This window comes from Methanolobus psychrotolerans (assembly GCF_002243045.1).
Classification (GTDB): Archaea; Halobacteriota; Methanosarcinia; order Methanosarcinales; family Methanosarcinaceae; genus Methanolobus; species Methanolobus psychrotolerans.
Genome location: NZ_MBKP01000056.1, coordinates 1 through 14,626, shown reverse-complemented (window position 1 = coordinate 14,626; position 14,626 = coordinate 1). Strand labels below are relative to the sequence as shown.

Sequence of the window (14,626 nt, the reverse complement as noted above, 5' to 3'; positions counted from 1 at the left end):
ACTTCGTAGACAAGTGGATCATGGTCCGCATCGTGGTATTCAACATAATCGTCATAGCCGTCACCGTCTGTATCTTTTAATAGAGGATCGGTTCCAATTCCAAACTCTTCTCCATCACTCAGTTTGTCACCATCGGTGTCTGGGTTCAGAGGCTCGGTGCCATATTCATTTTCAGTAAGGTCGTCAATGCCGTCACCGTCACTATCGACTTCTGTCGGATCGCTTATCACCTTGTAACTATACTTGATGTACGAGTTCTCCTCCGTTTTCAGTACTCCGGTCTCCTCTCCATCGGTCAGGCCATCGCCATCGGTGTCAGGATTCTCAGGATCGGTGCAGTAAACATGGCCAAAGTTATCCATTATGCCGTGAGTCTCCACGTAGTCAAAGATACCGTCGCCGTCTGAGTCAGCCATTGAACTGACAAAGGTGACGTCGTATACCACGTCTTTATAGTCATTACCCGGTACATTATACAGGTCCTCCCAGTAGACAGTCCAGGTGTCATTGCTAATGGACACAATATAAGCGTGAGCCAATCCATCAGGATTCCTGCTGGCAGGACCGCTGAAAAATGTATATCCATATGGGTTGGTGATATAAAACATCAGTTCAGTACCCCTGGTGAAGTTTCCAAGGTTAAATTCAGTGCCTATGGCAGTATTATGTCCGTAACCAAGAGATATCTTTGTAGGACTCCATAGCCCAAACTCGTTATTATAATAATTCGTATGTGACCCAAGGAACGTTAGAATTACACTGGAATTGTACGGAACTATTAGAGTATCACCGGGCTCAGGTATGCTGGGGAGCGTGCCGTAGTAAGCTTCGTGGTTGAACTCATTGATTCTCCTGTACAGGTCCATAAGTGCAGGAACCTCGACAACACACCACATGCTCAAATGAGATACATTGGCACTTACCGAGTGATTTGCAGCGTCGACTGTGGAGGGCACCGGCACATACAACCCATAGGTCTCGTTGAAATAGCATAACGACAGGTTAGAAGCGTTAGCCACTTTTGCAGGATCATACTCTATACTGATCTCGGCGAAGTTGAACGAGTCGTTTACACTGATATCGACCAGTGGAGAAACCATGGATGAAATATTTGTATAGTATGAGGAGTTCTCCCGAGCGATACTCACATTCTGTGCCAGGTCCCCGACACCTTTGATAGAAACACTGGTATTCAAAGTGCTGTCTTCTGCGGTAGTTGTGAATGTTCTCAATCCGTCAGGAATGCCGTCACCATAGGTATCCGGGTTATTGGGATCGGTGCCGAGGCGGAACTCGCTGTCATCCTCAAGTCCGTCACCATCACTGTCTGCAAGAAGAGGGCTTGAACCAAATGTGTTTACCTCAAAACCATCTTCCAGCCCATCGCCATCGGTGTCCGGTTTAAGAGGGTCTGTACCAAGAACCTGTTCTTCAATGTTTGAAAGTCCGTCCTCATCAATATCCTCGTCTGCATCGGAAATACCGTCACCGTCAGTATCATTGGAATTGACATCCATGATAAGACCAAGATACATCAGTTCAAAGTAGTCGGTCAGGTTGTCATCATCGGTATCTTCCTTAAGAGGATCGGCGCCAATACGATATTTTGCAAAAGCAGGTAACAGGTCATTTAATGTTTCCAGCCCGTCTGGGATACCATTTCCGCTTTCATCTTCAGGGGTCAGTGTAGAGTCCGAGTCCGGGTCAAGGGGATCAAAGCCCATTGTAAGCTCAGTATCAGCAGGAAGCATGTCTCCGTCAAGCAAAAGGGTGGCAGAATATTCCCTTCCAACCATATCCGTCCCCGAAGCGGTAATATTGTTAACTGCTGATAGGTTAAGGGTAGCAGTAAAGCTCCCGTTCTCAACCGGAACAGAAGATATGTTTCCATTGTGGTTGATTGATATATTGGATATTATCAGAGTACTTACAGTGCCCGATACATTAATAGTTTCATTTGATTTTGTATCATCAGATGGAGTGTCAAAAAGGATTAAAGGCGAACCTGAAAATGAAGTGTCAACTGTTATAGTCCTTGTTTCCGTCTGGTTCACATTGCCTTCAATGTCCTGAGCATAGGCCGTATAAGTATATGTACCGTCTTCAAGATATGTAATATTGGTTTCAAGGCGATACAGACCTGCATTGTAAGATGCTTTAATTTCGTCAGGATTTAGAATTCTCTTCCATAACCTGGCTTCATCTATGGTTCCATTAAAAGTAGGCATTTCCAGATAATCATGGCCTCTGCCAATCCATAAACTGTTCCCGTTTGTTCCGCCATTCGGTACATATGAATTCACAGTTCTGACGTTATTTCCGTTGAGATAGAATTTCAACTGGTCAGTTCTTCCGTCATAAGTTATTGCTATGTGAGACCATTCATTTACTTTTACTTTTGAAGAAGCCCCACCGCCTGTCCAGCCAAACGTCTGGAATTTAAGTTCCCCGCCGGACCGTATGACCATTCTGTAGTTACTTCTTTTTGAAAGTATCCCGGATTCATAGGCAAGGTTTACAGGGTAAACCCAGGCTTCCATTGTGATCGTTCCGTTACTTTGTATAGGTATATCATATGCGGAGTTGTCCGGTATGTCCACTCTGGCATCCAGTCCGTCAAACATCATTGCATTACCGAATTTACCCTCTGTTGTCCAGCCGGATGAGCCATTGTTCAATCCCGTATTTATGTTGTATATGGTTCCGTTTCTCTGATAGGTCGAATAATCCTCCACAAAAGTTCCATTCCCACTATCAAATCTCCACCAGCCAAGAAGCGAGTTATCCCAGTCTACAAAAGCCGTTGTATTGTTTAGACTTACCAAAGATTCTACGGTAACATTGATCGGTGTATAGCTTTCAGAAATTACCGATGCATTGTCGGCGGTCGGAGCCACGAAATCGACTAACAACGGAACTGTACCATCATCATGCTCATTTAATGTTTCCAGCCCGTCTGGGATGTCATTACAGCTTTCATCTACATCAGGAGTCAGTGTTGAGTCAGAGTTAGGGTTCAGAGGATCAAAACCCAATTCAAGCTCAACATAATCAGGCAGCAGGTCCCCGTCAAGCATAATATTTGCAGAATGCACCCTTCCTACTATATCTGTCCCTGATGCCGTAATGTTGTTGACCGCTTCAAGATCAAGGGTGGCTGTGAATCGCCCGTTTTCCACGGGGACTGAAGAAATGTTTCCGTTATGATCGATTGTTATATCGGATTCTATCAGTGCATCTACTGTGCCTGATACATTAACGGTCTCAAACCTTTTATCATCTGAAAGAGTATCGAAACTGATGAAAGGGGAATCATCTTCTATCCAGTAAGTAATACCATTTTTGGTCCATACTTGAGTTATAAGCTGGTTCTCACTTTGAGGGATAACACTTTCCTGGATCAAAAATTCATATTGATTAAAATCATTTATTGAGATTATGCTTTCGCCGTTGAGGGTCAGCAGGGCGTGAACGCTGGTGTTCCCACTTCCATCACCATTTTTTGTGCACAAACTGTAATTGCCGTCAATTTCTTCCAGCGAGAAATTCTCAGTTGAAATACCAGGGGGTATGCCGGGTGTTGATGGTCCTTCTAAATAAGAAGGTCCGTGAACAGTGGAAGCTACAGCCAAGGGGCTGAAAATAGACATGATCATAATCAATACAATTGCTATTGTGGAAAATGGTCTTAGGTTCATTGTTAGTGCCTCAAATTTATATTCCACTCAATAAAAAATATACAAAATTTATAAATTTATAATGAAGTAAAGTATATAAAATTAATGAATATGTAATATTTAGGATATATAGATGAAAGTAAACTTATGTGATATACAAAAATTCCGTTACGCTCTCAAAAAATTGCATATCTATATAGTTTTAAGATGCATGTGCAGAAAATAATACTCTCATACAAGGCGACTTACTGCCAATGAAAAAAGGGAAGCCAATTTAAGGCTCCAAAAAGTTTCCGGCTATATGGATTGCAGACACGACAAGCTTTACTTCACAAAGTAATCCCTGTGTAGGACTAAATCCTGCATGTAGAGATTATCGGGATATGGACAGCGTCAGGAGTTGTTAAACCCTCAGGTAATCTGTCATTTCCTCCCCACACCCTTAAAGAACATATAATTAAAAGTCCCGTACTCCGCCGCTGTCCTGTGCAGATCCTCGATTCCCCTGTCAAAGATCTCTGCCTCAATAATACCCATCTCAATTGCATCCTTCCTGATACCTTCCACCATTGGGATGATGGTCTTTCTGACAAAACCTTCCTCCATGTGCGGACGGCTGGAATCACTGTAGGCCATACGGGGAGAAACAGTAATGTCGGAAAAGCCTGCCTGTTTGATAAGTGGATAAACCTGCCTGCCGATCAGTGAATCGCCTCCGAGCCTTGCCTGCACTTCAACAAGGCTGTTCCAGGCTTTCACTGCGTCTTTGGTTCCGGGGTGGAAAAAGCATGAGCCGTGGTCGCCTTCGATAACTGTGATGGTGCCGCCTTTTTTGAGCACTCTGCGCAGGTTTGCCAATGCTTTGACTGGTTCTTTGAGGTGTTCGAGCACGAAACAGACGAAAACGTGGTCGAAGCTCTCATTCTCAAATGGGAGGTTAAAGATGCTTTCCACACGAAAGTCCACATTTGTAACTCCCTCTTTTGCGGCACGTTCTTTAGCTTTGTTCAGGGATTCTTCTGATATATCAATGGATGTTATCTGTGCCTGGGGGCTGTTCTTTGAAAGGATGACTGTCTGTGCACCTATACCACATCCGGTCTCAAGCACTTTACTGCCTGCGGGGTATTTTGTATCGCTGTGCAGGAGTTCTTCCAGTGTGTTTGCCTGGTCGCTGAGGCGGACAGATTCCCTTTCGGAGTAACCGTGGACGTAATCGTGGGAGGCCATGATGAGATATTGTATAACTCTGCATAAAAATATAGAGGTTTTGTATCTTGAATTTATACCTTCATAATAGTTACACTTCTAACTGTCCTTTTTTATCAGAGCAAAATGTATGTGGCTCTGTATAACAATTGGACTTGTTTTAGTCAGTTATACTTTATTACATCAGTATTAAAAACAGCACTTTATCAGGCACTTTTTCTCGGAGTGAGGAATTTAAAATGTTCTTAAGCATTCTTTCCCTTCAACCAAAGGAGATATTAAATGACAGGTATAACAATAAATTCAAGAGGTCATGTGAATTATATATAGCTAACTCTTTATTTCTCTATTTCATCAAAAGAAGAACATAGTCCTTCAGCATTTCAAGACTTTTTGTATAACCCTTTGACTTTCGTCTCAATCATACCAGAAATGCCTAAATATGCTATTGTACCCTTCCACTGCAAATACTATCGTACCCCCTCATAAACTCAACGGTATCGAATTAGTGCAGTACTGAGGCTGAATAGTTACCTTCCTTTTAAGATAACGGTCGCATTGCTTTAACCTATCATATCCAAGCATTATTCCCAGTATGAAATCTTCTTCCTCCGTGTAGTTCGAAAGGTTTTTATTTCCAATTTCCCTGAGCACATTTATGCACCTTTTGTCTCCAAAGAACACATTTATCTTTTGTTCAGAAGCCTGCCGGATCAGATAGCTAACTCCTTTTTTTTCAAGCAGGCCTATTATTTCATCCTCAAGATAAACACTAGCAGTATGAAGTATAAGATGCCTCAGACCTTTCTGATATTCATATAGGTGATGCCTTAGAACCTGCATATTACCATTAAAAGATGCATTCAGCATAAAATGCTCCTCTGTTATCTCATTCACTTTAATTACACCTGCCAATTTTACAATAATTTTTTAATTTCCTGTTAATTCTCTGTTATTTTTAAAATATTCTCTGTCCAATCTCTGATCTGACCCAGGTTTTTGTCCACATCTCCGTCAATCTTCAGCCCCTCTATAATTATTTTTGCACCACTGCTTTCCAGTCTTGCTTCAAGAATGTCCACTGCCTGGCAGAAAAACACGTAGGAACTGTCTCCAGGACCAAAACATGCGGCTTGTTTTCCTTTCAGGTCTATTTTGTTCATCTCCTTCTCAAAAGAAATGAAATCATCCTGTAATTCTCCTTCTCCCCATGTTGAACAACCCAGAATTATCAGGTCATAGTCTGGCAGATATGAAGTCTGGACATCCGTTACTTCTGCAAGCTTAACTTCCATGTTTTGTTCGTTGAACATGCTTTCAATTTCCTCTGCCACTATCAATGTATTCCCCGTAGTTGTTCCGTATATGATTATTGTCTTTTTCATAATTAATCTCCTGTCCGGTATTCATTTCCCGTGCGATCATTTTGCTTTAAATCAGTCTTCTTTGTCGGATTGTCTTGAAGTATTCACATCACGCCATAATCTGAAATGTCTGAAACGCTGGTGTGTCCTTCTTGATAGTTTCCATTCCATGATACTGACTCCATTTTTGACTCAGAACTTTGATAGTTGCTCCGGTTTTTGTTTGATCCGACTCGATTAGTAACTACTACTTTTAGTAGTAAGTCCTACTAAATAACGCATAATATATAAAGTTTCGTATATGCAATATAACTACATAATCGAATGCAGCAAACTATAACCATTTTTCCGGTTAAGCTGAACATCTCTTAAAAGGAGCATGAATCCCTCGGTATTTTCCATATACTGATTCCAAAAAATATATCGAATAACTGCAGTAATAGGAATGGTATAGGGTTACCTATATTTAATAGCAGCAACTATTGGGAATTCACATCATCAAAAGTGCAACCATTATCTGATAGAATAGATCAAAATCAGATCTAGATACATAATTCTATCCTGAAGGATGGCGATGTTAATTGTCATAATTATTTGCTCATATCAAAAATAGTAAAATGGTTGGGTGGACCATGCTATCGAGAAAGTCAGAGAATTACTTAAAAGCTATTATGAAAATCGAATCAGAGAACGGATATGCCCGTATAAGGGATATAGCAGGCTTCCTTAATGTGAAAGCCCCAAGTGTAACAGAAATGGTGAAAAAGCTCGATAAGGAAGGTTATGTCATTTATGTGAAATACGGTAGTATAAATCTCACTCAAAAGGGCAACAATGTTGCGCAGATAGCGGAAAATCGTCATGATCATCTGAAGATGCTTCTTATGGATATCATGAAGGTCCCCGAAAAGATTGCAGAGAAAGATGCGTCTGTGCTGGAGCACGAACTTCACGACATAACCATAGAAAAAATGAAAAAGTTCGTCAATTCAGGGAGACGAAGACCCTGATATTTTTTTGAGTTTCAAAGCCCTGTGGAATTGCCTTCGTTCTCGGGGACATAAACAACCCTTCCGTCAGCCAGCTTGTAGGCGGTACCAAGCGCTTCGCCCTGCCCTCCTACGTCTATGACGATAGCATCTTCCCTTTTTGTCTCGTTTACTATTTTCTCGATTTGTGGTTGGACACTTTCCGCCATGAAGGACATAGCTGTCATAGATCCCAGGACTATCACATCAAAGTCTCCCAGGACAAGGTCATCGGGCAAGGTGCTGTAGGATACATTTACAGTCCCCTGCCTGGAATAACCGTAGACTGAAACGTTTGCTCCTTTTTCGCTCAGTTCGAGCTTTTCGGAAGCGTTACGGAACATGTACACAAATTCATCACCGACCACTATGAATGCTATCTTCGGCTCGCCGGTAATGTTGAGTCCTGTTCCGGGTGAGTTATTAGGTGAATCGTCTTCATTATCTTCGTTTTGCGGTTCACCACCTGTTTGCAGTTTAAATAATCCTATTGTAGCATCACTGATGTCCATTGTCCCGAATGGCGATTGTGCCACTGTTTTCCCTGTTACGCTACAGTTTCCATCAAGTGAAGACAGGATAGCACTGGAAATAGTTGCATTAATGGCTTCAGAATCTTCTGCATTATCTGAGGACATTTGAATTAAAATATCTGTGATACTGCTCTGTCCGTCTGATATGTTTATGGCAGCACTGCCTTTGATCCACATATTCATGGGACTTCCAAGTAGCTTTATAGCCGTTATGTTGTAGTCTCCGTCCGGAATATCTGAAAGGTCAAAGTCTCCGAAAGAATCACTATGTGTTTTTGCTATAAGTGTGTCCTCACCTGCTGATGCAAAGGGCAGACCTAGTATCAGTAACAATACTACAAATGCACTGTAAAATGCTGGTGTTCTGTGTTTATTTCTCATACCTATCACTTTATGTTTTCGAATTTGTACTGCAATTAAATTGAAGTAACTAATATCATATTGACTAATGACAATCAATAGTTATTCTGAAATATAATAGGCATAATGATTAATATTAGGCATATTAATAAAAACTCCTAACAATTTTAGTATTTCTACTAGAATCTAATCCATTCGGCTTTTAAAAAAATAAAATAGAGATTAAACGACCTGATACGTGGTATCCGTAAGCACTTAATAAAAAATAATAACAGGCCTCATGGTTTGATGTTAGATCTTATTTCATTTTTACAATAGCAGTTTTCGAAATGTATAATTTCAAATTTGTGGATTTTTAGTTTTTCCCAAGTAAGCTAATAATTTTAGGATATCCTATTCATATGCCTAATGAACATAATCAAGACATCCTAAAAGGATGTGATTAGGTATGAAAAATAAGAAAAAAGCAATTTCAAAGGCCATTAAAACTATGTTGATGGTCTTTATGGTGGTATTGATGACAAGTTTACCCGCAGCTGCCAGCACGCAAATCAGTTCAAGTTTTGAGAACAAACTTGTGCCGGATGCTTTAGGCAGCGGGCAACATCTGACACCGGCCGATGTTGTCGTGATCAACGACATGATCGTTGTAACTGATAGTGGTACAAGCCGTATAAGCGTGTTCGATATGGATGGTAATTTCATATCCCGTTTCGGAACTCAGGGGGAGACTCTCGCAGGTGAGATAGAATCTCCGATGGGAATAACAACCGACGGTGAACATCTTTACATTGCCGGTAATCCGGAGGTAACATCCTTGTGGGCACTGGATGATACCGGAACTTCTGCCGGTGTGCAGGGCATGGTCCCCGCCAGCGGGGAAACAATAGGACCTCTGAAGGTAGCTATTGATGGCAATGGGAAAATCTATGTTATCGGCGGACCATCGCACCATGATGAATCATTGCCATACAGTATACAGAAATATGATACAACCGGCATGCTTCTGGCAGAAGCAGATAACTCTGGTTTTATCGCACCCTCAGGAATTGCAGTTGCAGGTTCCTATGTCTTTGTCGCTGAATCCTACTCAGGAGAACAAAAGATAATAGTCTACAATTCAGACATGACGGCAAGCGATATTGAACTGGAACTACCGCAGAATACGATTCCAGGGGACATAGATACGGTGGGCACCGAACTATATGTGAGCGTGAGCAGTTACACCGGAGGGATCAACGGTATCATCAGATATGATATATCTTTGCTTGACCCTGTTCCCGGATACACACAGGTGGCTGACACAACTGCGGTTCTTGAAGCCGGCATGGTGGTAAATGGTATTGATGTGGATGAACATGGAGATATCTATCTGGCAACTTCATCGGGCGCATATTCCCGCTCAGGGCAAATATTAGTCTATGATGCCGAAGGAGACAGGTTTTTCTCTTTCCCGGAGCAGACGGAACTCTATTGTATGTGGGGCCTGGAACATGACGATGACGGCAAGGTCTACATGCTTCCCCTGACGTTTGACGGCAGTTCCGCTTCCATATGGACCGTCAACATTGATGGTACGGAAATGGAAGAACTGGTAGAACTGGAGAACACAGGAGGTACATCCGTTTCAATCGATGATGCAAATCACATCTGGTACACTCAGATGACGTTTGGCTTTAGCGGCCTGACATCATCAGGCATCCATGTACTGGATATGCAGGGTAACGAGTTGTATAATCTTGCATGTTACAGCACTTCGCTGACACAGGACCCTGCCACCGGGGAGGTTATCACTGACGGCTCAAGGGACATAGTGATGCCTACGTCCGTATTAACATGCTCCGAAAACGGGAAGAATTACGTATATATCACTGACAGCGCCCCGTCAGGATGGTTTAATGGTGGCAGTGGTATGGTCAGCAAACTAGAGTATGATGAGAACTGGAACTTTGAGGAAGTCTGGTCTGCAGGAATCTATATCGATTCCGAACCCGGACGTGATCTATCACAGGACCCTGCCGGAGAGAATGAGTTCTCCATGCCTTGCAGTCTGGCATTACATCCTGACGGAGATGTGCTTTACGTTGTTGATGCGGTATACTGGCGTGTTGCAATGCTTGATCCTGAGGACGGAAGCTGGATAGGGGAATTCGAAGCTCCGGAACTCCCGGACGGCTATACCCGTTATTCCGAGTCCACGGCCCATGTAATGTCCGAAACAGAAGGCTATGAAGAGGACCTGCTTATGCCCACCGGCGTTGATGTTGACCCTGATAGCGGACTTGTCTACGTCTCGTTCCATGGCGGCAGCGGTGCGAACGTCTATAGCAAGGAAGGGGAATATGTAGGATTTGTAGGCAGCAAGGATATTGACGAAGGCGGGATAGTTGCTTCTCTTACTCTTGATATCATGCCCACGGAAGACAATGATACCAAACATGTGATTATAGGCGATGCACATGGATTTTCAGTGAATTCCTATGAAGTTACTACTTCCACTGAAGAAGAAGAGATCCATTCAATAGAGGATACTGATAATGTGGGAATCCTGGTGGTGGCCCACGGCAGTACAAGTGAAAGCTGGTGCAATGCAGTCAGGGATGCCGTGGCCGATGCAGACCTGGTTTATCCTGTGGAGATCGGGTTCCTGGAAATGGTTGACAACGAATCAATTCCTGATGCTGTTGAAAAACTCGAGGGACAGGGAGTAACAGGTATAGTGGCAGTTCCTCTCTTTGTGTCTTCAAGCAGTGGTCATATTGAGGAGATAAGATATATCCTCGGGCTTAGTGACGATGTGCCGGACGAGGACTTTGAAAGGGTTGACACGGACGCGAAAATAGTTATGTGTGATGCAATGGACGACCATTCTTTTATTGCGGAGATCATCGCTGACAGGGCAGCCAAACTGACAGATGACGCAGAAGGCGAAACTGTTGTCATTGTTTTCCATGGTACGACCGACGAGCAGTTCGAAGGCTGGAACAAGAGTGCATGCTCACTTGCCGGTAAAACTAAACTGATTCTGCGGCACAGCACGGGTATAGACATTGGGGATGTGAGATACGGATTTATCAATGTTGACGCATCTTCTGAGGAATACGAGCTCAGCAATGTGGTAAGCGAGGTTTCCGAGACATCACATCCGATAGTTATCCCGGTGTTCATATGCGAGGGGTATTATACAAACACAAAGATCCCTTCATTGCTGAAGGGACTTGATTATGAGTATCCTGAAGCAGGTGAGAGAACTCTGACACCGCACACCTGTGTAGGGGACTGGATGGAAGTCATGGCTGCACGTGAACTTCCGTATCCTGAGATATCGATCTATGATGATGGCGATCTGCTGGCGTTGTCAACAGAAGACATCGAAACATGCCTGTGCGGAATAACTGCCTACAGATCATCCCTCGAAGCATTCTCACACAAACAGGTCTGGAGCGATGTTCCCTTAAGGGGGGACATAAGCATAACCAGTGCACATCCTTCCGACGGTCATGAGGAGCTGTTCCTGTACATACTGGGCAATCTCCATGAGGATTATACGGTGGACGTACCGGACGGGACAAATATTACCTATATAAGGCCGGAGAATTACGTCTACACCTTTGTACAGAAGTCTACGGATAACTCAGCAACCGTGAGCGTGAAAGATGAAGTGTTCCCGGAGAACATGTACGAACTCAGAACAAAAGCCTTACTCGGCGCTGCAAGCAAGGAGGAAAAGCAGGCTTTCCAGTTGCTTAAATCCATCATGCAGGAAAGAATGGCGTACAGTCCCTCTGATGAGCTGTTCGAAGCAAGCATTGTGCTTCCCGGAGGACTTGCTATCAATTCTGGCTGGAACTTCATCTCGATGCCAACCGAACTGCACAACAGCAACATTGATGATGTCCTTGCGGATGTTAACTATGATGCGATAGTTTATTACAATACAGCATCAGGCATGTGGGAAGTAGGAGGTGTTGATTTCACAGACCTGGATCCGCTTAAGGCATACTGGATCAAGAATCCGGAAGCATCTGTCCAATATCTCACGAAAGACATGCTTGAGCCTAAAGTACCGGCAGTACCGGCATCAATGACCGTCCATAAAGGGTGGAATGCCATTGGGTACAGTGACACAAAGGATCCCCTGTCCGCAGAGATGACTCTCCAGTCAATGGATGATTCCTATTCATTGATCAAGGGTCCGTATAACCCCGCGGACAGGTCTTACGGATACGTGGGACATAACGGGGAAACCGGAATCGTGTCCGGCAGCCACGTGGGTACGGATGTCTTTGAGATGTTGCCTTATAATGGTTACTGGGTCTTTGTGACTCAGGAGACAACACTGTACGGGTTCTGACGGAAGGATGACGGAGAAAGGATTGGTATGAACCGAAGATGGGTATTCCCCCATCTTCTTTAGATTATTGTGGTTAAGGTGTAACAATGCTTTTACAGTTGGGAATAAATAGTTTTTACAAAACAAAATATCTTGTTCTGCTTGTTTTGATACTTGCAGGAATTGTGATTCCTGCATGTGCGGATTCCAATAATGTGCCTTCTCTTCCATTGATCCTTGAAGGCAGTGTCAGTATTGGGGATGAAGCAGCCTCCTCTGGAACGGAGATTACAGCCGAACTTGACGGTGAGGTTGTGGGGATAACAACTACCGGTCCGGACGGAGTATATGGTGATTGGCCGGAAACAAAACTGGTTGTTACATGTGAACCTGAGGACTATGATGACCTCAAATTCTACGTGGACGGAGTAGAAGCACACATATCTGCAGACGACATCGGCAGTTTAAGTTCGGGTGACACTTTTTCCCTTGATATTGCAGTATCTGCTTCTTCCGCACAGGAGGTTTCAGATTCTGAAAGTAGCAGCTCTTCTTCAGGTGGCTCTGGAGGTAGTAGTGGAGGTTTAACTGCTTATTCATCAACCGGATCTTCTGCAGATGACAACGTCAATGTTTTCAGTGAGGAGAATACTAATAAATTTGAGAGCACTGCAGATAGCACATACTATTCTTCTGATGGAGATCCTGCCGATGGAAATCAGGATAATACACAGGAAAGAACTTCCGTGTTTGTTTCATTTTCTGGAATTGTAGTGACATTGTTTTTGGGGTTGATCGTGTTGCTTGCATTTTTGAAATTCAGGCACAGAAACTAATTTCACATTCGAATACAATAATCGAAAGGTGTGTGAAATGTACCGGATCAGACCCAAAATTTCAAACGATGTCGCAGAGACGTTGTTTATCACTTTGCTCATTCGTTCTGAAGAGACAAAACACCCGGAGGCCATTATCAGGGATCCAAAAGCCGTTGAGTTTGTCATGTGTATCGATTATGATTTTTTCAGGTTCAGTGAAGGTAAATTCAGCAGAATAGGGGCAGCAATAAGAGTGCGTCACTTTGATAATACAGTGATGAATTTTATCGAAACTCGTCCGCAGCCGGTGGTTGTTCTGGTGGGCTGCGGTCTGGATACACGCTACCAGAGGCTTCCAAACAGAAAAAGGGCCGTATTCTATGAACTGAATCTGTCTAAAGTTATCAGGTTGAGAGAAAGGCTTTTACCGGCGGAGCCGAATCAGACATAAATAAGTGCTTCCATGATGGATACGGAGTGGTTGGACATGCTGGCAATCAACCATCCACATGGAAGCTTTATTTTCGTTTTTGAAGGCGTACTGATGTATTTTCCGGAAGATCAGGTAAAGGCCGTTATCATAAATCTGTCCCGGTATTTCCCCAATTCGGAAATCCATTTTGACGTTGTGAGTAAGTGGATGAGCAGGCAATCCCATCGTCATGATACGGTCAAGTACGTCAAGGCTAAATTCCGCTGGGGTATGGATAATGCCACGGACGCAGAGCGCCGGGTTTCTAATATCAAACATCAGGAAACGTTTTATTATATGGATTATGAGAAACAGCGGTGGGGTATCAAATGGCGTATTATAAGCATGATACCGGCCTTCCGGAATGCGTCCTTTATTCTTCATTATGATGTTGTCGGGGAATGGCAGAAGGTCCGGATAAGGTAAAGATAGTTATCAACGTAAGTGACCGGTTCGGCATGCTGGCATTGCCGGGGCTCGATGGTAAGATCGACAGGGACAATGTTCTAATAGGAAACCAGGCTAAGTTCATAGCCTGGTGCAGAAGCGTTTTTGAACACTACTTTAAAATGTCCGGACGTTATTGATATTTTTCCTGTAACTACTTAGATACCTCGCCCGTAAACATTGTATATGTGAGTAAGCCCGTATAGTCTTCATCATTCAGGATATATTCATCTGACTCCGGGTTTGTTATCTTTTTATATTGTTCCCATACTTTTTCAGTAACTTCCTTCTCCGCCGCCGCCCAGAACATATCGAACAGCATCGTGATACCTTCCGTCTCCTGTTCATCCAGAGGCGCCTGAATATCCGCCGCAAACGTTTTTGC

12 protein-coding genes and 1 pseudogene are annotated in these 14,626 nt (G+C 43.3%); 6 read left to right on the top strand and 7 right to left on the bottom strand.

Annotation, left to right across the window (positions count from 1 at the left end; translation table 11 throughout):
• From BB781_RS13825 to BB781_RS13810, 5 genes and pseudogenes are all read right to left on the bottom strand, one after another.
• A partial coding sequence (locus tag BB781_RS13825; RefSeq protein WP_129582728.1) for a LamG-like jellyroll fold domain-containing protein occupies positions 1-3,698 on the bottom strand: 3,698 nt, incomplete at its 3' end.
• 402 nt (positions 3,699-4,100) lie between these two features.
• Complete coding sequence (locus tag BB781_RS13820; RefSeq protein ID WP_094229062.1) at positions 4,101-4,907, bottom strand: class I SAM-dependent methyltransferase; 807 nt, start codon at positions 4,905-4,907, stop codon at positions 4,101-4,103.
• A 325-nt stretch (positions 4,908-5,232) separates the two neighbouring features.
• Positions 5,233-5,354, bottom strand: a pseudogene (locus tag BB781_RS15450) (IS1 family transposase); the annotation flags it as partial.
• Positions 5,355-5,369: 15 nt separating this feature from the next.
• A complete protein-coding gene (locus tag BB781_RS13815) occupies positions 5,370-5,783 on the bottom strand; it encodes a DUF2023 family protein (protein ID WP_207205294.1) in 414 nt (137 codons plus the stop codon).
• A 44-nt stretch (positions 5,784-5,827) separates the two neighbouring features.
• Positions 5,828-6,271, bottom strand: a complete 444-nt coding sequence (locus tag BB781_RS13810) for a flavodoxin (protein ID WP_094229061.1) — start codon at positions 6,269-6,271, stop codon at positions 5,828-5,830.
• Positions 6,272-6,867: 596 nt separating this feature from the next.
• Here BB781_RS13810 and BB781_RS13805 point away from each other — a divergent pair.
• Positions 6,868-7,260: an iron dependent repressor, metal binding and dimerization domain protein gene (locus BB781_RS13805; protein WP_094229060.1), complete on the top strand. Its 393-nt coding sequence runs from the start codon at positions 6,868-6,870 to the stop codon at positions 7,258-7,260.
• Between the two features lie 14 nt (positions 7,261-7,274).
• Here BB781_RS13805 and BB781_RS16230 read toward each other — a convergent pair whose 3' ends face one another.
• Positions 7,275-7,448 (bottom strand): DUF2149 domain-containing protein, encoded by a 174-nt coding sequence (locus BB781_RS16230; protein ID WP_394335343.1) that lies wholly within the window; start codon positions 7,446-7,448, stop codon positions 7,275-7,277.
• 1,240 nt (positions 7,449-8,688) lie between these two features.
• On the opposite strand from BB781_RS16230, the gene BB781_RS13795 reads away from it, so the two are divergent.
• The 5 genes from BB781_RS13795 to BB781_RS13775 all read left to right on the top strand — a co-directional run bounded on the left by BB781_RS13795 (position 8,689) and on the right by BB781_RS13775 (position 14,381).
• Positions 8,689-12,525 (top strand): CbiX/SirB N-terminal domain-containing protein, encoded by a 3,837-nt coding sequence (locus BB781_RS13795; RefSeq protein ID WP_164997896.1) that lies wholly within the window; start codon positions 8,689-8,691, stop codon positions 12,523-12,525.
• A gap of 86 nt (positions 12,526-12,611) precedes the next feature.
• Positions 12,612-13,340, top strand: coding sequence for a hypothetical protein (locus BB781_RS13790; protein WP_094229057.1), 729 nt, complete (start codon positions 12,612-12,614; stop codon positions 13,338-13,340).
• A 37-nt stretch (positions 13,341-13,377) separates the two neighbouring features.
• Complete coding sequence (locus BB781_RS13785) at positions 13,378-13,773, top strand: class I SAM-dependent methyltransferase (RefSeq protein ID WP_094229056.1); 396 nt, start codon at positions 13,378-13,380, stop codon at positions 13,771-13,773.
• Between the two features lie 12 nt (positions 13,774-13,785).
• Positions 13,786-14,220, top strand: a complete 435-nt coding sequence (locus BB781_RS13780; RefSeq protein ID WP_129582727.1) for a hypothetical protein — start codon at positions 13,786-13,788, stop codon at positions 14,218-14,220.
• Positions 14,196-14,381, top strand: coding sequence for a transcriptional regulator FilR1 domain-containing protein (locus BB781_RS13775; protein WP_094229054.1), 186 nt, complete (start codon positions 14,196-14,198; stop codon positions 14,379-14,381). Before BB781_RS13780 ends, BB781_RS13775 begins: the two co-directional genes overlap by 25 nt.
• Positions 14,382-14,395: 14 nt before the next feature.
• Here BB781_RS13775 and BB781_RS15855 read toward each other — a convergent pair.
• On the bottom strand, positions 14,396-14,626 hold a 231-nt coding region (locus BB781_RS15855), incomplete at its 5' end, for a hypothetical protein (RefSeq protein ID WP_207205293.1).

Coding starts and splice junctions, on each gene's coding strand:
- BB781_RS13820 (WP_094229062.1), bottom strand. CDS start 4,907: ATGGCCTCCCACGATTACGTCCACGGTTACTCCGAAAGGGAATCTGTC.
- BB781_RS13810 (WP_094229061.1), bottom strand. CDS start 6,271: ATGAAAAAGACAATAATCATATACGGAACAACTACGGGGAATACATTG.
- BB781_RS13805 (WP_094229060.1), top strand. CDS start 6,868: ATGGTTGGGTGGACCATGCTATCGAGAAAGTCAGAGAATTACTTAAAA.
- BB781_RS16230 (WP_394335343.1), bottom strand. CDS start 7,448: ATGGCGGAAAGTGTCCAACCACAAATCGAGAAAATAGTAAACGAGACA.
- BB781_RS13795 (WP_164997896.1), top strand. CDS start 8,689: ATGACAAGTTTACCCGCAGCTGCCAGCACGCAAATCAGTTCAAGTTTT.
- BB781_RS13790 (WP_094229057.1), top strand. CDS start 12,612: ATGCTTTTACAGTTGGGAATAAATAGTTTTTACAAAACAAAATATCTT.
- BB781_RS13785 (WP_094229056.1), top strand. CDS start 13,378: ATGTACCGGATCAGACCCAAAATTTCAAACGATGTCGCAGAGACGTTG.
- BB781_RS13780 (WP_129582727.1), top strand. CDS start 13,786: ATGATGGATACGGAGTGGTTGGACATGCTGGCAATCAACCATCCACAT.
- BB781_RS13775 (WP_094229054.1), top strand. CDS start 14,196: ATGGCAGAAGGTCCGGATAAGGTAAAGATAGTTATCAACGTAAGTGAC.